This is a genomic window from Zestomonas ipomoeae (assembly GCF_057128665.1).
In genome coordinates this window covers 36,303-62,815 of record NZ_JBSKHQ010000025.1, presented here as the reverse complement: position 1 = coordinate 62,815, position 26,513 = coordinate 36,303, and the positions used below count along the sequence as shown (strand labels likewise).

Sequence of the window (26,513 nt, the reverse complement as noted above, 5' to 3'; positions counted from 1 at the left end):
GGCAAGGATGATTTGAAGCTCGGCGACATCGACCTGGAGTGAAAGCACGGCATCCCAGTGGGAACGGGCCATGCCAGCGAAGCATGGCCGGACGTTCTATCGCGAGGAACGACGCTGCTCGGCCAGGCGTTCGGCCAGTCGTTCAAGCTCGGGACTGGCACCTTCCGGCAGCTTGCGCAGCACCTGCTGGGTCAGGTGCATTTGCTTGATGAAGCGGCGGCAGTTCTTGCACAGCAACAGATGCCGACGCACCGCCAGCTTTTCGCGAAAGCTCATCTGGCGGTCGAGGTAGTCGCTCGATCGCGCGACCAGCTCCTTACAATTCAGCATTGGCCGGTCTCCTCGAAATGCTCCAGGGTGGCAAAGACCTTCAGGCGCGCTCGATGCAGCAGCACACGCACATTGGAGAGGGAGATGTCCAAAAGATTACAGATCTCTTCCATTTCCAGTCCCTGGCGCTCACGCAGCGTCAGCACGCTGCCTTGCAGGTCGGAGAGGCTGGCCAGGGTCTTCTCCAGGCACTCGCGCAGCTCCTCTTCGGTGAGCAGGGCGTCAGGCGTGTCCTCATGCCAGGCGAAGGGCGCGACCAGCCAGTGGCCATCGGCGGCGAAGCGCTCGTCGCCGACGGTGCCATGGGGGGCCGGCAGGTCGTCCATCAGCACCTCGCGGCGATTGCTCTTGAGGCGGGTCTTGGCGGTGTTGGCGGTGATGGTCAGCAGCCAGGTCTTCAGGCTGGAGCGTCCCTGGAAGCCGTCCAGGCTGCGCACCACGGCGAGCCAGGCATCCTGCACCACTTCGTCGGCATTGCGGCTGCCGACGATCGCATAGGCCACCGCGCGCATGGCGCCCTGGTAGGCGCCGACCAGCTCGCGGAACGCCCGCTGCTCGCCGGCCAGCAGGCGCGGCAGCAGATCGGCATCGGCAGGCTGGCTCATCAGCGTTTGCGCAGAATGACGCTGCCGATGGAATACCCGGCACCGAAGGAGCTGAGCACGCCGAGGGAGCCGCTGGGCAGGTCGTCCTGGTACTTGTGCAGCGCGATCACCGAGCCGGCGGAGCTGGTATTGGCATAGGTATCGAGGATCACCGGCGCCTCGTGGGGCTCGGCGTCGCGACCGAGCAGCTTGCGCGCGATCAGCAGGTTCATGTTGAGGTTGGCCTGGTGCAGCCAGAAACGCTTGATCTCGCCGATGTCGATGGCGTGCTCCGCCAGGTGGCTGGCGATCAGCTCGGCGACCATCGGGCAGACATCGCGAAAGACCTTGCGGCCTTCCTGCACGAACAGCTTGTCGCGCGTGCCGATGCCCTCTTCCGCGGCGCGGTTGAGGAAGCCGAAGTTGTTGCGAATGTTGTTGGAGAACTGGGTCAGCAGTTTGGTGCCGAGAATCTCGAACTGGTAGGGCGAGGTGGCCTGGTCGGCGCGCTCGACGACCACCGCGGTGCAGGCGTCGCCGAAGATGAAGTGGCTGTCGCGGTCGCGGAAGTTCAGGTGGCCGGTGCAGATCTCCGGGTTGAGCATCAGTACCGCGCGGGCCTGGCCCAGTTGCACCATGTTGGTGGCCGCTTGCAGGCCGAAGGTGGCGGAGGAACAGGCGACGTTCATGTCGTAGCCGAAACCCTGGATGCCGAGGGCGGCCTGCACTTCGATGGCCACCGCCGGGTAGGCGCGCTGCAGGTTGGAACAGGCGACGATCACCCCGTCGATATCCGCCACGGTGCGACCGGCGCGCTCCAGCGCCTGTTTGGCGGCAGCCACGGACATTTCGCAGAGGATGCCCCACTCGTCGTTGGAGCGCTCGGGAATGCGCGGCACCATGCGCTGCGGATCGAGGATGCCGTCCTTGTCGATGACGAAGCGGCTCTTGATGCCGGAGGCCTTCTCGATGAAGGCGGCGCTGGACTCGGTCAGCGCTTCGACTTCGCCGCGGGCGATGGCCTCGGCGTTGTCGGCATTGAATTGCTGAACATAGGCATTGAAAGAAGCGACCAGTTCTTCGTTGGAGATGCTGTTCGCCGGGGTATACAGGCCGGTGCCACTGATAACTGCGTTGTGCACGGTCGTTCCTCTCTAGACGGCCGCTCTGAGGCGGCTTGTGATGTGCAAAACCTCTGGCTGCGAGCCACAGGCACATGTTCTGCTTCTGCCCAAGCAAAGGGGGCAAGGCCCCGTAAACCGCAGAGTTTGCCACAGCCAGGCAGGCCGCGTCCGCCGTCCGATGGACGCCCCGGCGACAACCGGGCCACTCGCTGAAAAAGATGCCTACCGGTTGGCATCCGGCAGATGGCCATTATCCCGTTGGCGGGCCGAACAGCCAGGGAGCCGGCCACCAGAACCCGGCCGATGAACGGCTCCACCATCAACGCTCCGCGCATGCTTCGCCGTGGCGCGCCCGTCCCGTCCATCCGCTGGCCATTGCCTGTCGCCGCCGGCACTGATATCTGTATAAACGAACAGTACTCCAGCGCACCCTCATGTCGTTCCAGCCCGATCCCCGCTTCTACTACCTGACGAACTTTCACAAGGCACTCGCCTGGCTCGGCGAACGCTATGGCGACCTGCTGCTGGACGTCGAGCGGGCATTCCTCGATCGGTTCGCGCAGCTGGAGACTCCCGCCCAGGCGCTGCTGGTGCGCATGATCATGCGCAAGGGTCCGCATTTTCGTGCCAGCAAGCTGGCCTATGAAGAGATCGGCTGCCCGCGCCGTGCCGCCGAGCCTCTGCTGGCCGAAGGCTGGGTGGTGGACACGGCCGTCCTGTCGCTGGACGAGCTGTTCGCCCTGCTGCGCAAGGATGAGATCCTCACCCGCTTCAGCGACCACCCCGTGAGAGCCGGCCTGAAGAAACCCGAGCTACGGGAGCTGCTCGACCCGCACTTCCCCGAGCCGCTCCGTTTCGCCCAATGGTGCCCCGGGCTCGACGATCCGCTGTATTCCCTGGCCATCGCCGAGCTGTGCGAGCGCCTGCGGCTGATGTTCTTCGGCAACCTGCACCAGGACTGGTCGGAGTTCGTGCTCGCCGACCTCGGCATCTTCCGCTACGAGAACGTACCGCTGACTGCCGAATCCCGCGGCTTTCGCTGTCGCGGGGACGTGGATGCCTACCTGCATCTGCGGCGCTGCCGGGACAATTTCGAGGCCGGAGAGCCAATCGCCGAAGTGCTGGAGCAGATCGGTCCGCTGCGCAGCGACAACCCCCATCTCGCCGAGCGCCGCGCCAAGCTGCTGTATCTGATCGGCCAACAACTGGAGCGCGAGGCGGATCTGGACAACGCACTCGCCGTCTACCAGGCCAGCGGCTATCCCGGCGCTCGGGCACGCCAGGTGCGCGTGCTGGAGCGTGCCGGGCGCTTGGCCGAAGCCCATGCCCTGGCCCGGCAAGCGGCAGACGATCCGGAAAGCGATGCCGAAGCGCAGTTGATCGACCGCGCCCTGACACGGCTGAACCGTCAGCTCGGCCTGGCCAAGGGCACGCGCCGGAGCGCTCCGCCGGCGGGGCGCATCGACCTCTGCCTGCCGCGTCCGCACGGGCTCAGCGTCGAACAATGCGTACAGTTGCACCTGAGCACTGCGCAAGCGCCGGTGCACTATGTGGAAAACACACTGATCTGCAGCCTGTTCGGCCTGCTCTGCTGGCAGGCGATCTTCGCCCCGCTGCCCGGTGCCTTCTTCCACCCCTTCCATGTCGGCCCGGTGGACCTGCTGCGGGCCGACTTCCATCATCGCCGCGCCGACCTGTTCGCCGCCTGCCTGGCACAGCTCGACAGCGATGCCTACCAGATCGCCATCCGTCACACCTACGCGGAGAAGTTCGGCCTCCAGTCGCCGTTCGTGTTCTGGAGCCTGCTCACCGAGGAGTTGCTCGACCAGGCGCTGGCCTGCCTGCCGGCGGCGCACCTGAAGGCTTGGTTCCAGCGCCTGCTCGCCGACATCCCGGCCAACCGCGCCGGCATGCCCGACCTGATCCAGTTCTGGCCGGCCGAGCGGCGCTACCGCATGATCGAAGTGAAAGGCCCCGGCGACCGCCTGCAGGACAACCAGCGGCGCTGGCTGGCGTTCTGCGCCGAGCACGGCATGCCGGTGGACGTCTGCTACGTGCAGTGGGCGGACGCATGAGCTATCGGGTCGCCGTGCGCGCGCTCTGCGAATTCACCGCCAAGGCAGGCGACCTCGACCTGCGCTTCACCCCGGCCCCGACGCCCCAGGAAGGCATCGCCGGCCACGCCACCGTGGTGTCTCGGCGTGGCGACGGATACCTGGCCGAACTGCCGCTGGAAGGCGAATATCGGAACCTGCTGGTGCGCGGCCGGGCGGATGGCTACGACCCGGTCGCCAACCGGCTGGAAGAGATCAAGACCCATCGCGGCGACATCTCCCGCATTCCGGACAACCACCGGCAACTGCACTGGGCCCAGGCCAAGGTCTACGGCTGGTTGCTCTGCGCCGAACGGGGCCTGGAGCGCATCGACCTGGCGGTCGTCTACTTCAACGTCGTCAGCCAGAAGGAGACGCCATTCCGCCAGTCCTATGCCGCCGAGGAACTACGAGCCTTCTTCGAACTGCACTGCCGGCGCTTCATCGCCTGGGCCGAACGCGAAGCGCAGCACCGCATCGCGCGCGACCAGGCGCTGGGCGCACTGCGCTTTCCCCACGCCGGCTTTCGCCATGGCCAGCGCCAACTGTCGGAAGCGGTCTACCGCGCCGCGCGGGCCGGCCACAGCCTGATGGCCCAGGCCCCCACCGGCATCGGCAAGACCATCGGCACGCTGTTTCCGCAGCTCAAGGCGATGCCGGGCCAGCAGCTGGACCGCCTGTTCTTCCTCACCGCCAAGACACCCGGGCGGCGGCTGGCGCTGGAAGCGCTGGGCACCTTGCGCGGGCAACAGGAGGCAATGCCCCTGCGCGTGCTCGAGCACGTCGCGCGGGACAAAGCCTGCGAGCATCCGGACAAGGCCTGCCACGGCGACTCCTGCCCCCTGGCCAAGGGCTTCTACGACCGCCTGCCCGCCGCCCGCCAGGCTGCGCTCGACGGCGCCTGGCTGGACCAGGCCCGCGTGCGCGAGGCCGCCCTCGCCCACCAGGTCTGCCCCTACTACCTGAGCCAGGAACTCAGCCGCTGGGCCGACGTGGTGGTGTGCGACTACAACTACTACTTCGACATGAGCGCCCTGCTCTACAGCCTCACCGTGCTCAACGACTGGCGCGTGGCGCTGCTGGTGGACGAGGCCCACAACCTGGTGGAACGCGGACGCAAGATGTACACCGCCGAACTCGGCCAGGGCAGCCTGCAGGTGCTGCGCAAGACCGCACCGGCTGGAGTGAAGAGCACACTGGAGCGGGTCAATCGCCATTGGAACCAGTTGCACAAGGATCAGGCGACGCCCTACCAGATCTATCCCACTGCGCCGGATCTGTTCATCGCTGCGCTGCAGAAGGCGGTCAGCGCCATCACCGACCATCTGACCGACCAGCCCACCGGCAACGATGCCGACCTGCTGCGCTTCTACCTCGACGCCCTGCTGTTCTGCCGCCTGGCCGAAGCCTTCGGCCCGCATTCGCTGTTCGATATCAGCCGTCACATCGGCACACGCGGACGCGCGCTATCCACCCTGTGCCTGCGCAACGTGGTGCCGGCGCCCTTCCTTGCCCCGCGCTTCGAGGCGGCCCACAGCACCACGCTGTTTTCCGCCACCCTGAGCCCGGCGAACTACTACGCCGACCTGCTCGGCCTGCCGCCAGGCACGCCCTGGCTCGACGTGGACTCGCCGTTCAGCGCCGAGCAACTGCAAGTGCAGGCGGTGAGTAACCTGTCCACCCGCTACCAGCACCGCGCCCGCTCGCTGGTGCCGATCAGCGCGCTGATGGCCCGGCAGTTCGCCGAGCGACCGGGCAACTACCTGGCCTTCTTCAGCAGCTACGACTACCTGCAGCAGGTACTGGAGTGCTTCGTGCGCCAGCACCCGCAGGTCCCGGTGTGGGTGCAGTCGCGGCAGATGGACGAAACCCAGCGCCAGGTGTTCCTCGACCGCTTTTGCGCCGGTGGTCGGGGTATCGGCTTCGCCGTGCTCGGCGGCGCCTTCGGGGAAGGCATCGACCTGCCCGGCGAACGGCTGATCGGCGCCTTCGTCGCCACCCTCGGCCTGCCGCAGATCAATCCGATCAACGAAGCAATCAAACAGCGCATGCACGCCATGTTCGGCAACGGCTACGACTACACCTACCTCTACCCCGGCCTGCAGAAAGTGGTGCAGGCCGCCGGCCGGGTGATCCGCACCCAGGATGACCGGGGCGTCGTCTACCTGATGGACGACCGCTTCGCCCAGCCCGCCGTGCGCCGGCTGCTGCCCACCTGGTGGGAGGTCGGGCGCTGCCGCCTGTCCCCCGGCGATAGCGCTGTCCCATCGCTGGACAGCCAGCCGGCCCTGCTCTAACGTCGATCCCCCACAGCGAGGACGCGGCGATGCACGACACCCCCGACTTCACCACCGACTGGATTCGCCGCACCCCGGAGTCGGCCCGCCTCGAACGCATCGAAGCCTTCTTCCGTGGCCACGCCTTCCACCCCCACCGCCACGACACCTACGCCATCGGCCAGACCCTCTCCGGCGTGCAGAGCTTTCACTATCGGCGCAGCATGCGCCACAGCCAGCCGGGGCACACCATGGTGCTGCACCCGGACGAACTGCATGACGGCCACGCCGGCACCGACGCCGGCTTTCACTACCGCATCGCCTACGTCGAGCCGGCGATGATCCAGCGCATCCTCGGCGGCAAGCCGCTGCCCTACGTCCAGGACGGCCTATCCCACGACCCGCGCCTGCACCAGGCCACCCGCGCCCTGCTCGACAGCATGGACGAACAGGGCGATCCGCTGGCCGAAGACGACGCCCTGTTCGACCTGGCCATCGCCCTCGACGCCGCCGCCGGCGCACGCAGGCAGCGCCAGGGCCTGGACTACCGCGCGGCGGAACGCGCCCGCGAATACATCCACGGCGCGCTCGATCGCAGCCTGTCGCTGGCCGAGCTGGAACAGGCCAGTGGCCGGGATCGCTGGCGATTGTCGCGGGACTTTCGCGAGCTGTTCGGCACCAGCCCCTACCGTTACCTGACCATGCGCCGGCTCGACCGGGTGAAGCAGCTCCTCGCCGCGGGCCGCAGTCTCGCCGACACCGCTGCCCTCACCGGCTTCGCCGACCAGAGCCACATGACCCGGCAGTTCGGCAAGACCTTCGGCATTTCCCCGGCGCGCTGGCTGCGCATGCTTGGCTCCGCGCAGGATCGTTCAAGACAGCCCGGCTGATGGCTGGCTAGGCTTGCCCCATCCATAGCCAGGAGCACAGCCATGACCGACTACCAAGCGATCAACCTCAGCGGCAAGCTCGACCTCATCCACGAGCGCTGGCAGCCGAGGGTCATCGCCGAGATGAACGACTACCAGTTCAAACTGGCGAAGATCGAAGGCGATTTCATCTGGCACAGCCACGCCGACACCGACGAAACCTTCCTCGTACTCAGCGGCAATCTGCGCATCGACTTCCACGACGGTGCCGTCCACCTCGGCCCCGGCGAACTCTTCGTGGTGCCCAAGGGTGTAGAGCACAAGCCCTATGCCGAGCACGAGGTGCACATCATGCTGATCGAACCGCGTGGGGTGCTGAATACCGGCGAGCAAGGCGGCGAGCGCACGGCGCGGAACGATGTATGGATCTGACCTGCTCGCCACGCGCCTGAACGGGCCATGTCGGCGATGCAGCGCTTGCTCTAGACTTGCGCCCCCATCCCTGCCTGGTCCATCCACGTGTCCGTACCGCAACGAAGCCTCCTGGGGTTGTTGATTTTGCTGGCGTCCGGGCTTGCATTCGCCTGGTTGATGGGCGAACGCCTGACACGCACAGCGAACCAGGCGTTACCGGCGCCGAAAATGGAGGCTGAGGGGATGGCGTACGGACGCACCCGCGGATGGTTCGTCGAGGCACGGCCAGGCGAGCGCTGTGCATTGCTGCTTCACGGGATACGCGCCAACCGGACCAGCATGGAGGCACGCGCCGAGTACCTGAAACGGCAAGGCATTTCCTCCCTGCTGATCGATATGCAGGCCCACGGTGAAACCGGGGGCGAACGCATAACCTTTGGCTACCGGGAATCCAAGGACGCTGCCAATGGGGTGGCGTACCTGAGAGAGGTCAGGGGCTGCTCGAAGATTGTCGCCATCGGCCAATCGCTCGGCGGCGCTGCCGCCCTTCTGGGCGACGGGCCGCTCGCGGTGGAGGCGCTGGTGCTCGAATCGGTCTATCCCGCCATTGAAGATGCAGTCGCCAATCGTCTGCAGACTCGGCTGGGTATTCTTGGCCGAGCACTGTCGCCGCTGCTGTACGAGCAGATTCCCTTGCGCATCGGCATCCCGCTTTCCGAGCTCCGCCCCCTTGAAGCCATCGCCCGGGTGCAATGCCCTGTGCTGATCATCGGCGGCGGCGTCGACAGAAGCACTCCCCCTTCCGAAACCAAGGCCATGTACGATTCGGCACCAACCCCGAAGTCGCTGTGGATCGTCGAAGGCGCAGGGCATGTGGATATGCACCGCTTTGCCGGCGACGCCTACGAGCGCAGGCTGGGCGCGTTCATCGCCGAGAGCCTGTAGAGCGCATGCATGCTGATCGCCCTGAAACCCAACCTGAACGCGCCTGGCCCATAGGTAACCGATGTCCATTACGCTCGAAGTCGAACGCATCCTGCGGGTCGACCATGCTGGCGAACGCGGTGCGGTGAGCATCTACCGATCCCAGATCGCCATTGCCAGGCGCCTATGGCCGAAGGAGGTCCCGGCGCTGGAGGCAATGCTCGCCCACGAGCAATCGCACCTGGAGATTTTCGAAGCAGCACTCGCCAGCCGAAACGCCCGCACTTGCCATGCGCTGAGGCTCTGGAGCTGGGGCGGCACCGTGCTCGGACTGGCCACCGCATTGCTGGGCCCCAGAGCCATCTGGGCCTGCACCGCAGCGGTCGAGCACACGGTCTGCCTGCACCTTCAGGCACAGATCACCTTCCTGAAACGGCATGACCCGCTTGCCTTGCAGGCCGTTCAAGCCATCGAGCAGGATGAGCAATGCCATCTCGCCCATGCGCTTGGACAAGGGGGCGGGTCTGCCGGCGCCTACCGACTGATATGGATGCTCGTTACGTCGAGCACCACGCTTGCCATATGGCTGTCCAGGCGGCTGTAGCAGCCAATGGATTCACCGGGCAAAAGAAAGGAGCACACCATGGATACCCAGGAATTGTTTTTGGCGGGCGATGCACTCTACGAGAAGGGCGACCTCGTCGGCGCTTTCGCAACGTTCATGGACGCGGCGCAAAAGGGCGATACCGCATGCATGACGCGCGTGGCCTCCATGTATACCTGCGGTGAAGGCGTGCGTTGCGACTACGACAAAGCGATCGAGTGGGAACTGAAGGCCATCGCCGGTGGAGATGCCAGCGCCCTGCTCAACATCGGAATTTCCTACAGGATCAAAGGCGACATGCGCCAGGCCAAGCAGTGGTTTGAAAAGGCGCTGGATGCAGGAGACGACAGCGGCGCGCTCGAACTGGCAAAGCTCTACATGGTGACCGTCAAGGAACGGGCAAAGACCATGGAGTCTCTGGAAAAGGTGATTACCAGCCCAAACGTGTGCGCGGCCGAAATCGAAGAAGCACGTCAGCTACTAGGCGCGCTCACGGACTCAAGCCCGAAATAGGCATATACCGCCAATGCAGGGAACGGCCACGTTTCACCGCTCTCAACTTATCCAATCTGGAAGTATTCCCGCCCCTGGAGCCCTTTCGAAGCCCAATAGATCGCTACCAGTGGGACATTGACAATTCAAGGATAGGCCTCACCCACACCATGGATAACAACAAGCTGCACCTCAGCGCCGGGCTTTTATTGCTCGGTAGTTTCGGCACGCTGTTCCTGATAACCGGGGCGGGAGTGCTTGGCTATTGCCTGCAAGTTGCTTGCGGCTTTATCGCCCTGAAACTTTGGCACCGGGAAAAACCGATCTGGAAGTTTCTGGCGGCGCTGATCTTCTTGCCCATCTTGCTGGTCTTGCTGACGCCACGCCTAAAGCCGGTCCCCCCTGACGATCCGGCCCTGTGAGCAGCGCCAAGCCTGCGGGCTTCCGATAACCCAGTGCTCAATCGTTCAGGGCGCGATCCAGCGCTATTACCCTCAATTGATACCCTGTCATTGATAAAAAGTTAGATTTGCGACAATTACTTCAGCCCCCGACATGGCGGTCGACGGCGGGGAAACTTCCGACGACCACCTGGGTCCATCCCCCATCGCTTCGCTGAAGGACGATGGCAACCCAGACACTCTCAGTCACTCACCTAACAATAGTGCCGGGCATGGATCGGCTTGGATGATTGTTGTCAGCCAATAGCAATTAGCCACTTTGCAAGAGCGCGACTTATCGCGCTGGTATCTGTTTAAGCATGCTGTTTCGCGCCTGGGAATGGACCTTACCGATCAGAGGCTACAACGGACATGACAAGAAAATTACCGCATTCGTTGTTGTTTGCATTCTTCATTGCCCTGCTCTATTCCGGCTTCGGCTATGCCAAGCAGGGGCAGGACATTCTCGCGTACCTGCAATCCGTACCGGGTATGGAAGCGCAGGAACTGAACAATCCGCCCGAGGGCTATCGCTACTTCCTGCTGCGCTACGAGCAGCCGGTGGATCACGAGAACCCGGCGATGGGTACCTTCAAACAGCGCATGGTGCTGCTGCACAAGTCCACCGAGGCGCCGATGGTGCTGTCCACCAATGGCTACGACATTGCCGTCAGCACCTACCGCTATCCGCTGACCCGCGTGCTCGGCGCCAGCCAGTTGAAGGTGGAGCACCGTTATTTCGCTGAATCGCGGCCCGACCCGCTGGACTGGCAGTACCTGACCATCAAGCAGGCAGCGACCGATCATCACCGCATCGTCGAGGCCATCCGTCCGTTCTACAGCGGCAAGTGGGTATCCAACGGCGCCAGCAAGGGCGGCATGACCGCCATGTATCACCGCCGCTTCTATCCGGACGACGTGGACGGCACCGTGGCCGATGTGGCGCCGCAGAGCTTCGGTCGGCTGGACCGCCGCTACGTGACCTTCCAGAACCATGTCGGCCCGGAGTCCTGCCGTGCTGACCTGAAGGCCTATCAGCAAGAGGTGCTGAAGCGCCGGGAAACCATGAAGGCCTACATCCAGAGCTACGCGCAGGAAAACGACCTGCAGTTCAACCTGGAAGGCGGCCTGGACCGCGTGCTGGACCTGACCATTGGCGAGCTGTATTTCCAGTTCTTCCAATACGGCTCGCTGGATAACTGCGACACCATTCCGAGCACCGCCGCGAGCGATCAGGAACTGTTCGACTTCATGCTCGCCTGGGGCCCGCTGACCTTCGTCACCGACGAGGGCATCGAGCAGTACGAGCCGTACTTCTACCAGGCGATCACCCAGCTGGGTTACCCGCGCCTGCTCACCCAGCACCTGCGCGGCCTGCTGAAGTACGACCCGAACGACTACAGCGCCTACGTCAGCGAGTGGCCGAGCCAGCCGTTCGACAAGCTGGCGATGTGGGACGTGGCCAAGTTCGTCGGCCTGCAGAGCAAGAACGTGATGATGATCTACGGCGACATCGACCCCTGGACCGCCGCCGCGTTCTTCCTACCGGATTCCTACCGGCGCAGCACCAAGAAGTTCATGATTCCCGGTGGCAACCATGGCTCCAACATCCTCGCCCTCAGCGGAGCGGAGCAGGAGCTGGCCTTCGCCATGCTGGAACAATGGACCGGCGTGAAGCCGAGCGTGCCGCCCATGATGCTGAAGCAGGAGACTGGTTCGGCAGAAGCGGCTGAAGAGTTGATCCGCCGGCCGCTATAAAAAAGCGACAGGCAAAGCCCCGACGTGCCCTCTGCCCGCCGGGGCTTTTTGCTGGGCGGTGCTATGCGCTCCCCGTTGGGCTTCGCTCAGCGCCAAGCTACCGCCCGTGCGCAGTCGTAGGTTGAGTTGAGGTACGAAGCCCAACCTTCGAGGCCTGGCCCGGAATCGGTGCAGGGCTATGCCTCGAGGTCGCCGGGCAGCAGCGCAAAGCCCATCTCGCGCACCAGCCCGCTGCCAAGCAAGGGCGCGAAGTCCCGTTGCGAAGCGGCCTCGCAGTAGGCTCGGAATTCCCGCTCGGACTGCCAAAGCCCTCTGAGCAGCCAGTGATCGTCGGGCGCGGGCAGGCGCTCCAACGAACTGGCCCGGCAGCCCCTGGCTTGGCGGGTGCGCTGCAGTAACTGGCCGAGGCGCGCGTCGAGGGCTTCTTCCCGTTGGGGATGGGGACGAATGCGCAGGTGGCTGACGATCGGTTGTTCGCGGCTCATGGCGCAGGCTCCTTGGACGAGAACGGACCCGGCATCGGGGTGGTGCCGTTGCTGCAACGGTACGCAACCGGCGCTCCGCGGCGTTAGGCGGTTCCTGCCACGACCTTGCACGATCCTGCATGGCACCGTGAAAACCCACCAGGCCCAGCCGATACTGCGCAAGCCTTCCGGCTGCTGGATTGCCTATTTCTCCCCTGCGATTGCACGATCCTGCCATTTGCTCGACCGATCTGGCTCCGCGCAGGCGGGAGCGGAGTAAGCTCTGCGCAACTATCGATACAGGCAGCTCCCGGCATGGCAGCGCTCGACTCCCTTCCCATCGACACGCTCAGGCAGGCCCAGGCCGAGCTGGCGGCGCTGATCCTGCGTCAGGCCCCGGGCGAAGGCGTGCACCAGACCGCCATCGGGCCGCTGTCGCTGGTGCGTTGCGACACGCCCACCGAGATCCAGCACGGCGTGCACAAGCCGGCGCTGTGCATCATCGCCCAGGGCCACAAGGATGTCTGGCTGAACGAGCAGCACTACCGCTACGACCCGCTGCATTACCTGGTGGTATCGGTCACCCTGCCGGTGCGCGGGCGGGTGATCGAGGCTTCGCCGGAGCTGCCCTACCTGTGCCTGCGCCTGGATGTCGACCCGCAGCAGTTGGCCAAGCTGATCGCCGACGCCGGCCCGCTGGCGGTGCCGAGCCGGCCGGCCGAACGCGCGCTGTATGTAGAGCGCCTGGATACCTCGCTGCTGGATGCCGTACTTCGGTTGATGCGCCTGCTGGACACACCACGGGACATCGGCGTGCTGGCGCCGCTGGCGATCCAGGAGATCTTCTATCGGCTGCTGGACAAGCAAGGCCACCGGCTGCTGGAAATCGCCCGGGTGGACAGCCAGACGCATCGAATCAACCGCGCCATCGAATGGCTCAACGAGCACTATGGCCAGCCCTTGCGCATCGATGAACTGGCCCAGGTGGCACGGCTCAGCCCGTCGGCATTGCACCATCGCTTCAAGGCGGTGACCAGCATGAGCCCGTTGCAATACCAGAAGCACCTGCGCCTGCAGGAGGCGCGCCGGCTGATGCTGGAAGGCTTGAATGCCAGCACCGCCGGCCACCGCGTGGGCTACGACAGCCCCTCGCAGTTCAGTCGCGAATACAGCCGGCTGTTCGGCGCCCCGCCGCTGCGCGATCTGGAGCGGCTGCGCAGCGTCGGTTGAGGGCACGCCGGTCGGCGTGCCCTCCCCTTCAGCCTTGCGCCGCCCGCTGGCGGCGGTACTCGGTGGTGGTCTGGCCGGCGAATCCCCAGTTGTCGGTATCCACCTCCTCGATGACGATATGGGTCAGCGCCGGGTCCTTGTTCAGCACCCGTTGCAGGGTTTCGGTGATTTCAGCGATGACCTGGGCTTTCTGCTCGCGGGTCACGCCATCCTTGGTGATACGTACGTTGACGAAGGGCATTGCGGTTCTCCTGATGTTTTCGCTGGGGTGAAGAAGGGGTGGCTACCACCTGCCGGCGCTCATGCCGCCATCCACCGGCAGCACGACGCCGGTGGCGAACGTGGCGCTGGTGAGATAGAGCACGGCATCGGCGATGTCGCTGGCCTTGGCCATGCGTCCGGCCGGCTGCAGGGTATTCAGAAAGGCATGATCGCCAGGGCTGTACATCGGCGTATCGACGATGCCCGGCGCCACGGCGCAAACCTGGACATTGTGCGGCGACAGCTCCAGCGCCAGGGCACGGGTCGCCTGGTTGATACCGCCCTTGATCAGTACCGGCAGCACCGCTGGCACATTCAGCAGCGGTTGCAGGGCAATGCTCGCGGTGACGTTGACGATATGCCCGCTCCGTCGCGGCACCATATGCCTGGCGGCGGCCTGGGAGGCATAGACCACACCCTTGAGGTTGGTCTCGATCAGCCGCTCCAGATCCTCGACGCTGTATTCGGTGAAAGGTTTGGCGATGAATATGCCGGCGTTGTTGACCAGGACATCCACCTGGCCGAAGCGCTCGATGGCACGTTGGAAAAGCGCCACAGAGGTCGCCGGATCGCCGATATCCCCGGCCACGCCGAGAAAGCGCGGCGAATGCCCAAGTTGCTCGGCCGCCGCCTGGAGGCGCTGCGGGTCGCGGGCATTGCCCACTACGTTGCAACCGCGCTCCAGGTAGGCCTCGGCCAGGGCCAGGCCAATGCCGCTGGAGGCGCCGGTGATCACTACGGTCTGGTTGTGCATGTTGGTTCTCCTCGAAATCTGCCGTATCGGCGGTGAGGCGAACTGTATTCATGCGTCGAGAGCGAATAAATTAGCCGTCACTCACTTCAGTTGATACATGGTGTAATCAATGCAGCGGCAGTTCGACGACATTCAGCTAGGCAGCATTGAACTGTTCTGCCTGGCGGCGGAACAGGGCAGCTTCACCGCGGCGGCGGCGATCGCCGGAGTGACGCCGGCGGCGGTCAGCCGCTCGGTCTCGCGCCTGGAAGCGCGCCTGGGGGTTCGACTGTTCGTCCGCACGACCCGGCATATCCGCCTGACCGACGGCGGCCGGGGCTATTTCGAGCAATGCCGGCAGGCGTTGAGCCAACTGGTCGAGGCCGAGCGCGAGGTCACCGGCCAGCAACTCGAAGCGGCCGGCACGCTGCGCATCAGCGTCTCGACCACCTACGGGCACTACCGCATCCTGCCGCTGCTGCCGTCCTTTCGCGAACGCTATCCCGGCGTGAAGGTGGAGGTGCACCTGAGCAACCGCAATATCGATTTCGTCGACGAAGGCTACGACCTGGCGATCCGCGTGCGTGCCCAGCCGGATTCCGGAATGATCGTCCGGCTCCTGGAGGACGCCGACCTGGTGCTGGTGGCCGCACCGGCCTATCTGCAACGGGCGGGCACGCCGACGACCCCGGACGATCTGCATCGCCATGAATGCATTCAGTTCGAACTGCCGAGCAACGGCCGGCATATCACCTGGCTGTTCCGAGAAAACGGCAATGACCGGGAAATACTCACGGAGGGCAGCTACAGCTGTGCGGACGACGTACTCGGTGGGGTGACGCTGGCAAAGAGCGCCGCCGGGCTGTTCCAGACCTATCGCTTCATCGTCGAGGAAGATCTCGCCGAGGGCCGGCTGACAGAGGTGCTGCAACCCTACCGAGGACGCTCGCGGCCATTCAACCTGCTCTATCCCCATGGCCGGCACATTCCGATCCGGGTGCGGGTCTTTGTCGATTTCCTGATGTCGGCGAGCCGGGCCTGGAACGACTGAGCGCGCCAACGGCCAGCCATGAAAAAGCCCGCCCCTCGTGCGAGGGGCGGGCTCCTTGTTCACGCGGCTCGATTATTCCTGGTCGGCTTCGTCGTCCAGTTGCGCGTCATCCGGCATGTCGTAGTCCGCCGACGGCTGGGCCGCACCGGCACCCATGCCCATGGCGCTGCCGACGACCAGCATGGCGAACTCTTCGGGCGCCATCTTCTTGCCATTGAAGTCCACCTGGTTGTCGGCGTACTGCAGGCTGGAAAGGATGTTGTCGCCTTCCACCGTCGCCATGCCGCTGGCCACCGCCAGGCCGCCGGCCATTTCCGCCATCATGCCGGCCTGCATTTCGGCCTGGGCCTGGTCGGCGCCATCCTTGAGCTGGGCGACCAGCACGGAAAGGTCGCGGATCATCGGCTTGGAAACCTGCAGGTTGGCCTGCAGCTGGCTGAGGATCTGCTTGACCATCGCGTCCGGCGCCTGCTCGAAGGACTCCGGCTTGTCCAGGGTCAGCTTGAGGCTGAAGCTGCTCTCGCCACTGGCGGTCTTGAAGGAGAGTTTCTCCAGCGCCAGCGACGGCTTGGCCGCCAGCAAGGTGTTGACCAGCGCGAGCATCTTGTCCTTTTCCTCGTCGCTGATGTCCAGCGCCTGCAGATCCTCGGCGGCCTGGTTGCGGGAGAGGATGCTGGTGTACAGGTCGGCCAGCGGCTGGATGGCAGTGGCGTCCAGGTTGTCGACGCTGAACACCAGCTCGCTGCTGCCGATGACCTTGTCGTCCAGGGTCAGGCTGCCGATCTCGCCGACCGTACGCGCGCTTACCCGCTGGTTGGCTTCGCTGCTGGTGCCGCGCTGCACGATGTCGTTCAGGGCGAAGGTCGGCTGGCCTTCGGCGTTGAACTCGATGCGCTTGATGCCGTACTGCTCGTTACCGAGGAACAGACCGGACTCGCCCTTGGCTTGCTCGCTGTCGAGGGTCAGGCCCTGGATACGCAGGTTGATCGCGTTGCCGCTGGCGGGATTGGCCTTGAACGTCAGCTCGTCGGCACCGCCGCTGACCTGGACGGAGCTGCCCTTGTCCTCGGCCTGGACGTTCAGGTCCATGCCGGAGAACGTCAGGTGGCTGTTCTCGTCCGGCGCGAAATCCAGCGGGCGCAGGCTGATGGTGCCGTCCACGTCCTCGTTGTAGCCGACGGCGACGTTGCCGTAGAGCGGTGCCTGACCCTTGGCAGCGGCGAACCAGGCGCTCAGGGCCGGGGTCTCTTCCAGCTGGAACTGGCTGGCCACCATGACCGGCATCAGCTTGAAGCGCTTGAGGCGCGACAGCGGGAACGGGCCATGCTCGATCTCGTCCAGCACGGTGAACTCGACGTTGTCCAGAGGCCTTTCGCCAAGCTGGCCATCGACTTTCAGGCGGTAGCGCGCGGTACTGGTGAACAGGCGCTGCTCCAGCGAATCCAGCTCGACGGTGATGTTCATGCCGGAGCCCAGCGTGGCGGTGGCCAGCTGTTCGTTGGCCTCGGCCAGCGAGTGGTTGAGGACGTCCTTGAGCTGCTTGCCGGTATACCAGGCACCAACGGTCGACACGGCGCCCGCCACGACGATCACGCCGGCAGCGATTCCTACTGATTTTTTCATAGAGAAAGACTCGATAACTTCCGATGTTGGAAAGGGGATTGGGTGGGGGCGACCAGGCCCGCGCCACCTGGCTTCGGCCACGTGCGTCGCCGCACGGCGCCGGAAGCGCGGCAAGGATAACGTCGATTCCGGGGAAAAACCGCAAAGCAGCCCAGATTTATGATGTTCAATTGCCACCCCAGGGGGACAAAAGACGAAGAAATCGACGGGCATCGAAGGGCTAATTCCTTGAAGTTGGAACGCTCGTACAGAGGATGAGAATTCGGTCTAACCCTCGTTCCGATCCGTGACGGGAGGACCAAATACCGGCCAGGCCACTTGCTATGGTCCAACCTCCACCTGCCAAGGAAGCATCATGAATACGTCCCGCTTATCCGGTCTTTTTGCGGCCGCCCTCCTCTTCTCGCCCCTTGCCTTCGCGGACTTCACGCCCATCAACGGCAAGATGGCCACCCCGAAAACCCTCAATGCCATGGTCCACTTGCCCCAGGGCTACGACGCGAGTCGCCCGCAAGGCTATCCGCTGCTGATCGCCCTGCACGGCAACGGCAAATGCGGCGATGCCAGCATCAGGAACGCCGACGGCACCTATTCGCTGGACCCGGACATTCTCAAGCGGGCGATTTCGGAAGGCGCGCCGAAGATGATCCGCGACGGGCTGTGGGACAACACCCTGCCCTTCATCGTGCTGGCGCCCCAGCTACCGCCCAACAAGGCCGGCGACAAGTGCGGGATCTACAAAGATCGCTACGAGATGGTCTACGCGCACGCGATCAAGAACTTCAACGTCGACCTGAACAAGGTCTACATCACCGGCCTGAGCCAGGGCGGCAACGGCGCCTACACCGTCATGACCGATCGTCCCGACACCGTCGCCGCGGTAGCCGCCGTCGCCGGTTGGTACCCGAAAGACTTCAACTGCGCCGCCATCAGCGATATCGGCGTGTGGTCCTTCCATGGCGACAAGGACGGGACCGTCGACTACAACTGGGGCAAAGGCACCATCGACAAACTCAACAACTGCCTGAACTCCGCTACGCCGCTGCAACATCCGGCCAAGCTCACCAGCTTCGCCGAGGTGCCCCACAACTCCTGGGATGGGGCCTATGGCGTGCAAACCTACTTCACCCTGCCCGACGGCACCAAGAAGCACTACTACCTCGAACTGGCCTACGATCACCGCGATCCCAACGTCGACGCCGCCGGCAACTTCGGCGGCGATGGCTACTACTACCACTACAACGAATTCGGCCGATACGTGCTCTACCGCTGGCTGCTGAGCTTCACCAAGCCCGCGGCGCAAGGACCGAACCAACCGCCGGTCTTCAACAGCCTCGACGACGTTACCCTCAAGGAAGGCGAAGCCCTCAGCCTCGACGTCTCGGCGGTGGACCCGGAACGCGACCCCCTGACCCTGGAGCTGGTACAGAATCCGTCCGGCATCGCGACTTTCACCGACCACCACGACAGCACCGGCACCCTGGCCCTCAGTCCCGCCGCCGGCAGCCAGGGCAGCTATCCCCTGGTGCTGCGGGCCACCGACAGCAACGGCGGCTCCGACGATCTCGCCGTCACCGTGACCGTGGAACAGGGCGACGGCGGCCCGTCGGTCGGTGATGGCCGGTACGTTCGCCTGTTCGGCACCGACATCAACTGGAACCAGTACCGCCTGTTCAAGGACGACCTGTGGACCGGCGATTTCGACCTGCCCGCCCAGGGGCAGCAGAAGCTGGTGCTGCATCTGAAGAACTTCGATGCGCTGCCCTTGGCCAAGCTGAGCATCCACCTGAGCGACAGCGTGAACAACAAGGACTACGGGGTGAACCTGGGGGACTACGCGACGGTCGGCAGCGACTGGACCAAGGTGGAAGTCCCGCTCGCCGACTTCACCGCACGGGGCGTCGACCTGCATCATTTCCTGTCGTTCCGCCTGCTGGTCGGGCCGAATGCGAGCGTCGATCTCGGTCTCGACGAAATCAAGTTCGTCGGCGGCGACGAGGATTTCGTGCTGTTCGGCGTACAGCATCGGTCCAACGCGTTCCGCACCAATGGCAACCTGGGCGCATCGGAAACCGCGGGCGAGGATGTCGGCCAGTAGGCTCGAGCGAGCGCCCGCCAGCGGGCGCTCCGCTACCGCTCGTTGGGAATGATGGAAATACTGCCGTTCTTCTCCAGGATGGCGAACTTGATCTGCTCGATGCGCTCAAGCCCCTGGGCATGCCGGGCAGCCTCGAGGATGTCGCCTTCGTCCACCCGCGCGTGCTTCGCCCGCTTCTCCAGCAAGCGGCCGTATTCCACGACGATCATCGGCTCGCCGTCGATCAGTTTCTCCAGCCGCAGCGAATGCCGCTTCACCAGCGAAAGTCCCACGTCGAACACCACCAGCGAAGCGATAACCAACAACGCGTTGGTGATGGAAAAGTCATCGCCGAGCAATGCCTGCTGGGTCGCCTCGCCGATGATCAGCAGCAGGACGAAATCGAAGGTGGTGATTTGCGAAAGCATGCGTCTGCCGGCGATGCGGAACAGGATGAGGATGCCGAAGTAAATGGCGGCGGCGCGCAGTACGGATTCCATGGCGAGCCCTCAGGGATAGAGCAACTGGGTGAGCGAAACCGACCAGCCGTTGACCGTCAGCCGGCTGCGGGCCAGACCCAGGCCGTCCGGACGCACGCTGAAATACACCGCGACCCGCCCCTCTGCATCCGGCAGGAAAGTGACTTGCAAACCGCGCCCATGGCTGCGCGACGAGGACGGTCGGGGTTGAATGCCCTGGATACTGAAGCGACTGAGAAAATCCCCATCCAGGCTGACCCGGACCACCCCCTCGGGGCCTGCCCGAGCCTGCACGCGTAGCTGCGAGGGCGCGCTGCGCCGCTCGAAGCGCTGGTATTGCACGCGGATGGAGCCATCCGCAGTCTGCACCTGCGAGGCGCTCAGCGGACCATTGGCGAATACCCCGAGCAGCGCGGCGAGCACCAACGCCGCGAGCACGCACCAACCGGTCCGCTCCATGCGCCAGTGCTTGAGCTGCAGGGGAATGTCTTCCTGGATCGGATAGCGACGGCTGGTGAACTCGTCATCATGGCTAGGCATACGGGGGCCTGTGCGAGAGCCTGCTTCTATCGGGTAGAGCCTCGCGCGGCCCGCGAGTTCATCGCCCGGCCGCTGCGGCGCTCGTCCGGCGGCGACCGCGCGCGGGAACGACGCCACGGACAACACACCTAAAGACTATCGACACCCTCCAGCCGCCCGGCAATCGGTGCGTGGGCGGCCCCGCCAGAGGAGAACTGCCATGGCCTTGCCGACCACCGGACAACGCGTGCCCCTGCACACCGCCGCGCACATCAACCGCCGGATTCGGGAAAACACCGAACACTCGATCGAATACTTCCGCCAGCATCCGGAGGAAATCGACCAGCGCCTGCATGCACTGGACGCCGAATGGGATATCGAACGCGTGCTGGAAACCAACGCTTCCGCCCTGGTGTTCACCAGCACCCTGCTGGGCCTCACGGTCAGCCGCAAGTTCCTGGCGGTGCCCCTGGTGGTAGGCGGCTTCCTGCTGCAGCACGCCCTGCAGGGCTGGTGCCCGCCGCTGCCGGTGCTGCGCCGGCTGGGCTACCGCACCACCGGCGAGATCCAGCAGGAGCGCGCCGGCCTGGAGCGCCTACGCCACAACCTGCATTGAGCGCGTCGCCACGGCACCGCTCCCGGCGGGCGAATATTCAGGCACTATCCACCGATCCGGATCGACTTTGCCTGCGGAGCCCCGACCATGGCCGTGCATACCTGGCTGCTTTACCTCACCGCGGTGATCGGCCTGTCGCTGACGCCCGGCCCCAATGGCCTGCTCGCCCTCTCCCACGGCGTGCTCTATGGTCATCGCCGCACGCTGTTCACGGTGACGGGCGGCGTGGTGGGCTTCGTGGTGTTGATGGCGCTGTCGATGTTCGGCATCGGCGCCTTGCTGCAAGCCTCCGCCCACGCCCTTACGGCGCTCAAGTGGATCGGCGGGGCTTACCTGGTCTGGCTGGGCATCCAGCTCTGGCGCAGCCCGACGCCGCATCTTTCCGCCACCAGCCAGGCGCCGCTCCGCAGCGCCTCGGCGCTGTTCCGCCAGGGGCTGTTCTCCGCACTCTCCAACCCCAAGGTGATCCTGTTCTTCGGCGCCTTCCTGCCGCAGTTCCTCGATCCGCAGCGCGCACTCTGGCCGCAGTTCACGGTGATGGCGCTGACCTTCGCCATGGTCGAAGGCCTGGTGGAATACCTGTTGGCCCGCCTCGCCCACCGCATCCGGCCGTGGCTGGAGCGCAGCGGCAAAGGCTTCAACCGCTGCTGCGGCGGGCTGTTCGCCGCCATGGGCGCGGCGCTGCCGCTGACCCGCTGACCCGCTGACCCGCTGACCCGCTGACCCGCTGACCCGCTGAGCGAGGCTAGGCGAGCGCGATATCCCGCAGCAACTGCGCAGCCCCGTGCACCAAGCCCCGCGACTCGTCACGGAGCAGCGCCAGGTACCAGTGGAAATGAAAGCCGCCCTCGCCGATGGGCAACACCTTGAGGCCGCGCTCGTCGCCATTCAGTAGACGGCGCGGCAGCAGGCTCAGGCCGACGCCCGCGCGTACCAGGTCGATAATGGCCGGCACGTCCTGGATGTGCTGCAGGGAGGCAAGCTGGATCTTCTGCGGATGCAGGTAGCGGCGGTACAGGTAGGACTGCTCCAGCTCGAAGTGGTAGAGCAGGTCCACGCCCGCCAGGTCGGCGACATCCAGCCAGTCCCTGGTCGCCAGCACATGCTCCGGCGGCAGGATGACAACCATTTCGTCGCCCGCCAGCGGCTGGAAGTGCACCTCCGGCACCGGGCTGGTTTCACCGATGACGACCAGGTCACTGTCCCGCTGCCGCAGGCTCAGCAACAGGTCCGGCACCTGCCGCACCTGCACGTCTACCTGGGGAAAGCGCCGGCGCATCTGCTGCAACCAGGCGGGCAACCAGTCGGCACGGTGCAGCCGATCGACGCTCAGCCGCAGCCGCCCGGAGTCGCCCTTGCCGTAGCGGGCCAGGTACTCCTCCAGCACGGCTACATCGTCGAGGATGCGCCGTGCATGGCTGTTGAATGCCGCACCCGCTTCGGTAGGCAGCATCGCCTTGCGCGTTCGATGGAACAGGGCGAAGCCGAGGCGCTCCTCCAGTTCGGCCAACTGTTTGCTCAGCGCCGGCTGGGAGACGAACAGCAATTCGGCGGCGCGGGTCAGGTTGCCGGTCTCGCTGATGCAGCGCACCAGACGCAGGTGTTTCATTTCCAGACGCACGTTGGGCGCTCCCGTTCCCGATCTGGCGGCATCTTCGCCGCCGCCCTGCCGGGCAGCAAGGCTCAATCGAGCAGGCGCGCCGGAATGAGGTCGGCGCGGCGATCCTGCAGTCGCCGGATGGCGACCCGGCAGGCCCTCTGCACGCCGGGATCGGCCCGCGATTGCAGCACCACCATCTGCCCGCCGATCTTCTTCAGCAAGGCGCGGTCGTACTCCATCAGGCGGTGGCAGGCGGCGATATCGCCGCTGCCCTCCAGGGAACACGGAAAGCGGATTTCGCAGTAGGCGGTATCGTCTTCCAGCCGCTCGATGTGCCAGAACGCGGGCAGGCCGAACAGGCGCCGCCACTCCTCGGCGATGGCCAGCGTATGCCGTTGCGCATGGCCGCCATTCTTCCACCAGATCCACTGCGCCAGGACCCGAGCGATCCATCGCGTGCGCCAGTGCCAGCCGGTCCGGGCCAGCGGGCCGGTAAAGCCGTTCACTCGCCGATAGAGGGCGATCTTGCGCTCGTCGTCGTACATGGCTGCAGGCTCCCACCCGATCAGGACCCGAGCAACGCTAAACGGCGCCTGCCGGCAAGTAAAAGCACGGTTGCTCATGTCGGCGATGCCCTGGGGTTATCGCCCGGCGAGCGTGGCCAGCACCTGCTGCACCCGTTGCTCCAGGCTGCCCGTAAGCAGCGTGTACGCCCAGCCCCGACGGGCCAGCTCGGTGCGATACCAGGCCTGCTGGTGGCTGCGCAGGACCACGCCCTGGCGGGTGCCGTCCTGCACGAAGGCGAAATCGTCGGCGCAGAGGAACAGGTGGTGATAGTGCCGCTCCGCCAACTGCTCCAGTTCCGCCACGGCGCCGTCGAACAGATGCCGGCTGTAGAACAGCGTGGTCAGTGGCGAGGTGTCGCAGACCAGGTAGCGCTTGGCCCGCCGCGCCGCGAGCCGCTCATGCTCGACCTGGGTCCGGCCGATGTACAGCAGGTCGTCGAACACCAGTTCTCCGCCCTTGGCCAGCCAATGGGTGCGACCGTACTCGGCCACGCAGGGGGTATCCAGCGCAGCGGCCAGCGCCTCGCTCAGGGTGCTCTTGCCGGTCGACTCGCCGCCGAGCAGGCAGATGCGCTCGACGAAATCGGCATAGACCTCCGGCGCGAGGAACTGCCGCAGACCATGCACGTCGTCACGCAGGCGCGTCGCCGAAATCGGTACCCGTTGGCGTGGTCGGTCGACCGCCACATGGGCCACCGGATGGCCGAAACAACCAGCCAGGTGCGCAGCGAAACCCTCCCCGTAGTCCTCGCTGGTGAAGACCGCCTGCACCGTGGTGCCGATCACCTCGCGGCAAAATTCAGCGACGAACTGGCGCTGCCGGTCTTCCGCGGCGTCGTTGTGCGGCAGGTCGGGCAGGCGCCGCCCCTCGGCGCGCCACTGCTCGATGCGCTCCTGAGTGATCGCCCAGTGCGCCAGTTCGGGAAAGCGCGCGGCCAGCCAGGCCTCGCGCCGTTCGGCCGGACAGCCGGGCAGTTCCGGTTGCGAATAGCTGAGCAGGTACAGGGTCTGGCATTGCGCCTGGGCCTGGCGGATCAGCCATTCATGCCCCAGGTGCAGGGGGGAGAACTTGCCGACCACCAGGCCGGCGCGAAAGCGGCTGGCCATGGCTCAGGCCCGCTGGCCCAGGAAGTCGTCCTGCGGCACCCGCTGCTGCCATTCCTTGCGCCAGCGATACAGCCCGTACCAGGCGTTCAGCCAGAACAGGCAGTAAACGCCAGCGGTCAGATACAACTCACGGGAAGCGAACAGCGGTACCGACAGGGTGTTGACCAGCAGCCAGACGTACCAGCTTTCCAGCTTGCGGCGCATCAGCAAGAGCTGCGCCAGCACGCTGAAGGTGAGTACCAGGGAATCGACGAAGGGCGCATAGGCATCGGTGAAAAAGTGCAACAGCGCGCCATAGCCGACGGCCACCAGGATCGCCAACAGCGCCAGGCCCAGCAGGGTGGCCCAGGGCGCCCGGCCAATCGGCATTTCCGCGCCCTGTCGCCCATGCCGCCAGCTCCACCAGCCGATGACGCTGGTGGCGATGAAGAAGCCTTGCAAGGTGAGATCGGCATACAGCTGCGCCTCGAAGAACAACCAGCCCATCAGCAGGCAGCCAAGAATGCCAGTGGTCCAGGTGTGCGCGCTGTTGCGCGCGGCGAGCAGTACGGCGACCAGGTAAACGAGATTCGCCAGGATTTCGAGCATGGAAGGCATCGGTAGCGTCCGGAAAAAGCGCAGAGCGACGTGGCGAACGGGGCGCTCACTCGTGCAGATAGGTCTGCACGATACGCTGGTAATGGCCGTCGTCGACCAGGGTTTCGAGCATCTTGGCATAACGCGCGACGAATTCGGGTGGATTGCTCCTTTTGCTGAAGGCCACCTCCGCCGATTCGGTCGACACCACCACGGGCGTCAGCTGGATCCGGTCGCCGAGCCCGAGCGTGTGGATCTCGTAGAGGCCGGTCTTCTCATCGGCGATGGCGCCGTCGATTCGCCGCCGGTCGATCATGCGCCAGAGGTTGGAGCGGTTGGCGCTGAACGACACCCGGGAGGCGAAAGCCGGGTCGCTCATCAGTTGCTGGTAGTCGCGCCCGTAGGACACGTTGATCTGCGCCCCCAGGCGGAACGGCGTGTCCTTGAGTTCGCCCAGGCTGCGGACCGGCCAACGGGCCAACGCCTCCTCGTGCATGAACAGCACATTGCGCGACGGCTTGAGCACCGGGCCGGAAAAGTACGCGTAAGCCTGCCGCTCCGGTGTGGCGAAGGCGCCGGGCAGGATGTCCAGCCGGCCCAGCTCCAGCTCCTTGAGCGCCCGCGCCCAGGGCAACCTGACCAACTTCACCCGGCAACCGAGACGCTCCAACACGGCGCGATTGAGGTCGATGTCGATGCCGACCACTTCACCGACTGCATCGGCCATGCTGAACGGCGGGTCGTCCTCCCAACGCAGCGACTTTTCGCAGGCACTAACCAGCAGCGGCAACGCCCCCAGCAGCACCAGCCAGGCCAGCGCGAACCGCCGCCAGACCTCGCCCCTCTTCAACGTGACGAACATCGCGCGGCCTCTGTGGATCAGGTAGAGCTAACTCTAGCCCGAAACGCAGCGCCGGTAGCGGCGGCGCAACGTGGCGCTCACTGGTACCGCGCCAGGATCGCCTGCCAGTCACGGTCGTCCTCCAGGCCATCGAGAATCATCGTCAGATAGTCATGCACCGCGCCCTCGTTCCGCGGCACCAGCACGCGCCGGGCGTAGCGGTCGTGGGGCCGCGCAGAGCGGTAGATATCGCCGCCCAGACCTTCGTGGGCCTGCAGGTAGTCCAGGGTCGACCGGCTGACGATGCCGACGTCGACCCGCCCCTTGATCACCATCTGCAGCACCTCGCGTTCGCCCACGGTGTTCTTGCGCTCGATCTCGCCCGCTGCCACCCGCTCGTCGATGCCGAAGTAGGAAAAACCCAGGACGCCGCCCACGGTCATGCCGACCAGCGACTGGGGGCCGTCATAGTCGAAGTGCGTCGACGCGCGGGAAACGATCTCGTCCTGGTCTTGGTACATCGGCGGCGTCCAGAGGAATTTCTCCTCCGCCGAGTCACGGAACCAGGCAGGGCTGACGCCGAGCAACAGGCCGTCGAACGTGCCCCTCGCGAGATCGTGATCGATGCGATTGCGCGGCAGGAATACGGTGCGGAAGTGGAAGGCGCCGCCCTTGCCGTTGAGGAAATCGGCAAAGTCGTAGTAGAGGCCCTGCTCGCTCGGCAGGTCGACAATGAACGGCGGCTTCAGGTGATAGACGAAAAGCGTGATCGAGCGGGGTTCGTCGGCCAGGGCCATGGGGCTGCCCAGCAACAGCAGCCAGGCGATGATCAGATACGTTCTCATGGCCCTCACAATCTCGA

General features: G+C 65.1%; 29 protein-coding genes. 14 read left to right on the top strand and 15 right to left on the bottom strand.

The window, feature by feature from the left end:
- Nucleotides 1-96 precede the first annotated feature (96 nt).
- Genes ACWKV7_RS21510 through ACWKV7_RS21500 form a run of 3 tightly spaced genes read right to left on the bottom strand, consistent with a single transcriptional unit; the run spans nucleotide 97 to nucleotide 2,056 of the window.
- Nucleotides 97-330, bottom strand: coding sequence for an anti-sigma factor family protein (locus tag ACWKV7_RS21510; RefSeq protein WP_483859751.1), 234 nt, complete (start codon nucleotides 328-330; stop codon nucleotides 97-99).
- On the bottom strand, nucleotides 324-935 hold the full coding sequence (locus ACWKV7_RS21505; RefSeq protein WP_483859750.1) for an RNA polymerase sigma factor: 612 nt from the start codon (nucleotides 933-935) through the stop codon (nucleotides 324-326). Before ACWKV7_RS21505 ends, ACWKV7_RS21510 begins: the two co-directional genes overlap by 7 nt.
- Nucleotides 935-2,056 (bottom strand): beta-ketoacyl-ACP synthase III, encoded by a 1,122-nt coding sequence (locus ACWKV7_RS21500; RefSeq protein ID WP_483859749.1) that lies wholly within the window; start codon nucleotides 2,054-2,056, stop codon nucleotides 935-937. The genes ACWKV7_RS21505 and ACWKV7_RS21500 overlap by 1 nt, the downstream gene beginning before the upstream one ends.
- Nucleotides 2,057-2,472: 416 nt before the next feature.
- Here ACWKV7_RS21500 and ACWKV7_RS21495 point away from each other — a divergent pair, with 416 nt between their 5' ends.
- The 9 genes from ACWKV7_RS21495 to ACWKV7_RS21455 all read left to right on the top strand — a co-directional run bounded on the left by ACWKV7_RS21495 (nucleotide 2,473) and on the right by ACWKV7_RS21455 (nucleotide 11,908).
- Entirely contained in the window at nucleotides 2,473-4,113 is a 1,641-nt protein-coding gene (locus ACWKV7_RS21495; RefSeq protein WP_483859748.1) for a VRR-NUC domain-containing protein, read from the top strand.
- The gene (locus tag ACWKV7_RS21490) at nucleotides 4,110-6,428 is read left to right on the top strand and encodes an ATP-dependent DNA helicase (protein ID WP_483859747.1); all 2,319 of its coding nucleotides are present in this window, start codon (nucleotides 4,110-4,112) and stop codon (nucleotides 6,426-6,428) included. Before ACWKV7_RS21495 ends, ACWKV7_RS21490 begins: the two co-directional genes overlap by 4 nt.
- A 29-nt stretch (nucleotides 6,429-6,457) precedes the next feature.
- Nucleotides 6,458-7,297: an AraC family transcriptional regulator gene (locus tag ACWKV7_RS21485; protein WP_483859746.1), complete on the top strand. Its 840-nt coding sequence runs from the start codon at nucleotides 6,458-6,460 to the stop codon at nucleotides 7,295-7,297.
- A 42-nt stretch (nucleotides 7,298-7,339) separates the two neighbouring features.
- Nucleotides 7,340-7,708: a cupin domain-containing protein gene (locus ACWKV7_RS21480; protein WP_483859745.1), complete on the top strand. Its 369-nt coding sequence runs from the start codon at nucleotides 7,340-7,342 to the stop codon at nucleotides 7,706-7,708.
- A gap of 87 nt (nucleotides 7,709-7,795) precedes the next feature.
- Nucleotides 7,796-8,635 (top strand): alpha/beta hydrolase, encoded by an 840-nt coding sequence (locus tag ACWKV7_RS21475; RefSeq protein WP_483859744.1) that lies wholly within the window; start codon nucleotides 7,796-7,798, stop codon nucleotides 8,633-8,635.
- A 61-nt stretch (nucleotides 8,636-8,696) separates the two neighbouring features.
- Entirely contained in the window at nucleotides 8,697-9,218 is a 522-nt protein-coding gene (locus ACWKV7_RS21470; RefSeq protein ID WP_483859743.1) for a demethoxyubiquinone hydroxylase family protein, read from the top strand.
- Between the two features lie 39 nt (nucleotides 9,219-9,257).
- Complete coding sequence (locus ACWKV7_RS21465; RefSeq protein ID WP_483859742.1) at nucleotides 9,258-9,731, top strand: tetratricopeptide repeat protein; 474 nt, start codon at nucleotides 9,258-9,260, stop codon at nucleotides 9,729-9,731.
- A 149-nt stretch (nucleotides 9,732-9,880) separates the two neighbouring features.
- Nucleotides 9,881-10,132 (top strand): hypothetical protein, encoded by a 252-nt coding sequence (locus ACWKV7_RS21460; protein ID WP_483859741.1) that lies wholly within the window; start codon nucleotides 9,881-9,883, stop codon nucleotides 10,130-10,132.
- 390 nt (nucleotides 10,133-10,522) lie between these two features.
- Complete coding sequence (locus tag ACWKV7_RS21455) at nucleotides 10,523-11,908, top strand: S28 family serine protease (RefSeq protein ID WP_483859740.1); 1,386 nt, start codon at nucleotides 10,523-10,525, stop codon at nucleotides 11,906-11,908.
- Between the two features lie 176 nt (nucleotides 11,909-12,084).
- Here the strand turns inward: ACWKV7_RS21455 and ACWKV7_RS21450 are convergent, their stop codons facing one another.
- Nucleotides 12,085-12,393: an antibiotic biosynthesis monooxygenase gene (locus ACWKV7_RS21450; protein WP_483859739.1), complete on the bottom strand. Its 309-nt coding sequence runs from the start codon at nucleotides 12,391-12,393 to the stop codon at nucleotides 12,085-12,087.
- A 294-nt stretch (nucleotides 12,394-12,687) separates the two neighbouring features.
- Between ACWKV7_RS21450 and ACWKV7_RS21445 the strand changes: the two genes are divergently transcribed.
- Nucleotides 12,688-13,602, top strand: coding sequence for an AraC family transcriptional regulator (locus ACWKV7_RS21445; protein WP_483859738.1), 915 nt, complete (start codon nucleotides 12,688-12,690; stop codon nucleotides 13,600-13,602).
- A gap of 28 nt (nucleotides 13,603-13,630) precedes the next feature.
- On the opposite strand, the gene ACWKV7_RS21440 is transcribed toward ACWKV7_RS21445, so the two are convergent.
- Nucleotides 13,631-13,843 (bottom strand): tautomerase family protein, encoded by a 213-nt coding sequence (locus ACWKV7_RS21440; protein WP_483859737.1) that lies wholly within the window; start codon nucleotides 13,841-13,843, stop codon nucleotides 13,631-13,633.
- Between the two features lie 42 nt (nucleotides 13,844-13,885).
- Nucleotides 13,886-14,617, bottom strand: a complete 732-nt coding sequence (locus tag ACWKV7_RS21435; protein WP_483859736.1) for an SDR family NAD(P)-dependent oxidoreductase — start codon at nucleotides 14,615-14,617, stop codon at nucleotides 13,886-13,888.
- A gap of 109 nt (nucleotides 14,618-14,726) precedes the next feature.
- On the opposite strand from ACWKV7_RS21435, the gene ACWKV7_RS21430 reads away from it, so the two are divergent.
- Nucleotides 14,727-15,647, top strand: a complete 921-nt coding sequence (locus ACWKV7_RS21430) for a LysR family transcriptional regulator (RefSeq protein WP_483859735.1) — start codon at nucleotides 14,727-14,729, stop codon at nucleotides 15,645-15,647.
- Between the two features lie 72 nt (nucleotides 15,648-15,719).
- On the opposite strand, the gene ACWKV7_RS21425 is transcribed toward ACWKV7_RS21430, so the two are convergent.
- Entirely contained in the window at nucleotides 15,720-17,270 is a 1,551-nt protein-coding gene (locus tag ACWKV7_RS21425) for a YdgA family protein (RefSeq protein WP_483859734.1), read from the bottom strand.
- A 355-nt stretch (nucleotides 17,271-17,625) separates the two neighbouring features.
- Between ACWKV7_RS21425 and ACWKV7_RS21420 the strand changes: the two genes are divergently transcribed.
- Nucleotides 17,626-19,368, top strand: a complete 1,743-nt coding sequence (locus tag ACWKV7_RS21420; RefSeq protein WP_483859733.1) for a carboxylesterase family protein — start codon at nucleotides 17,626-17,628, stop codon at nucleotides 19,366-19,368.
- Nucleotides 19,369-19,400: 32 nt separating this feature from the next.
- On the opposite strand, the gene ACWKV7_RS21415 is transcribed toward ACWKV7_RS21420, so the two are convergent.
- A complete protein-coding gene (locus tag ACWKV7_RS21415) occupies nucleotides 19,401-19,847 on the bottom strand; it encodes a DUF421 domain-containing protein (protein WP_483859732.1) in 447 nt (148 codons plus the stop codon).
- A 9-nt stretch (nucleotides 19,848-19,856) separates the two neighbouring features.
- A complete protein-coding gene (locus ACWKV7_RS21410; RefSeq protein WP_483859731.1) occupies nucleotides 19,857-20,366 on the bottom strand; it encodes a hypothetical protein in 510 nt (169 codons plus the stop codon).
- A 199-nt stretch (nucleotides 20,367-20,565) separates the two neighbouring features.
- Here ACWKV7_RS21410 and ACWKV7_RS21405 point away from each other — a divergent pair, with 199 nt between their 5' ends.
- Nucleotides 20,566-20,961 carry a YgaP family membrane protein gene (locus ACWKV7_RS21405; RefSeq protein WP_483859730.1) on the top strand — a complete coding sequence of 132 codons (396 nt, stop codon included), beginning with the start codon at nucleotides 20,566-20,568 and terminating at the stop codon, nucleotides 20,959-20,961.
- A gap of 87 nt (nucleotides 20,962-21,048) precedes the next feature.
- The gene (locus ACWKV7_RS21400) at nucleotides 21,049-21,660 is read left to right on the top strand and encodes a LysE family translocator (protein WP_483859729.1); all 612 of its coding nucleotides are present in this window, start codon (nucleotides 21,049-21,051) and stop codon (nucleotides 21,658-21,660) included.
- Between the two features lie 46 nt (nucleotides 21,661-21,706).
- On the opposite strand, the gene ACWKV7_RS21395 is transcribed toward ACWKV7_RS21400, so the two are convergent.
- From ACWKV7_RS21395 to ACWKV7_RS21370, 6 genes are all read right to left on the bottom strand, one after another.
- On the bottom strand, nucleotides 21,707-22,570 hold the full coding sequence (locus ACWKV7_RS21395) for a LysR family transcriptional regulator (protein WP_483859728.1): 864 nt from the start codon (nucleotides 22,568-22,570) through the stop codon (nucleotides 21,707-21,709).
- Between the two features lie 74 nt (nucleotides 22,571-22,644).
- Nucleotides 22,645-23,106, bottom strand: coding sequence for a hypothetical protein (locus tag ACWKV7_RS21390; RefSeq protein ID WP_483859727.1), 462 nt, complete (start codon nucleotides 23,104-23,106; stop codon nucleotides 22,645-22,647).
- Nucleotides 23,107-23,202: 96 nt separating this feature from the next.
- Nucleotides 23,203-24,234, bottom strand: a complete 1,032-nt coding sequence (locus ACWKV7_RS21385) for an AAA family ATPase (RefSeq protein WP_483859726.1) — start codon at nucleotides 24,232-24,234, stop codon at nucleotides 23,203-23,205.
- A gap of 3 nt (nucleotides 24,235-24,237) precedes the next feature.
- Nucleotides 24,238-24,822, bottom strand: coding sequence for a nicotinamide riboside transporter PnuC (pnuC, locus tag ACWKV7_RS21380; RefSeq protein ID WP_483859725.1), 585 nt, complete (start codon nucleotides 24,820-24,822; stop codon nucleotides 24,238-24,240).
- 55 nt (nucleotides 24,823-24,877) lie between these two features.
- The gene (locus ACWKV7_RS21375; protein ID WP_483859724.1) at nucleotides 24,878-25,672 is read right to left on the bottom strand and encodes a substrate-binding periplasmic protein; all 795 of its coding nucleotides are present in this window, start codon (nucleotides 25,670-25,672) and stop codon (nucleotides 24,878-24,880) included.
- A gap of 77 nt (nucleotides 25,673-25,749) precedes the next feature.
- Entirely contained in the window at nucleotides 25,750-26,496 is a 747-nt protein-coding gene (locus ACWKV7_RS21370; protein ID WP_483859723.1) for a substrate-binding periplasmic protein, read from the bottom strand.
- Nucleotides 26,497-26,513: the final 17 nt, after the last annotated feature.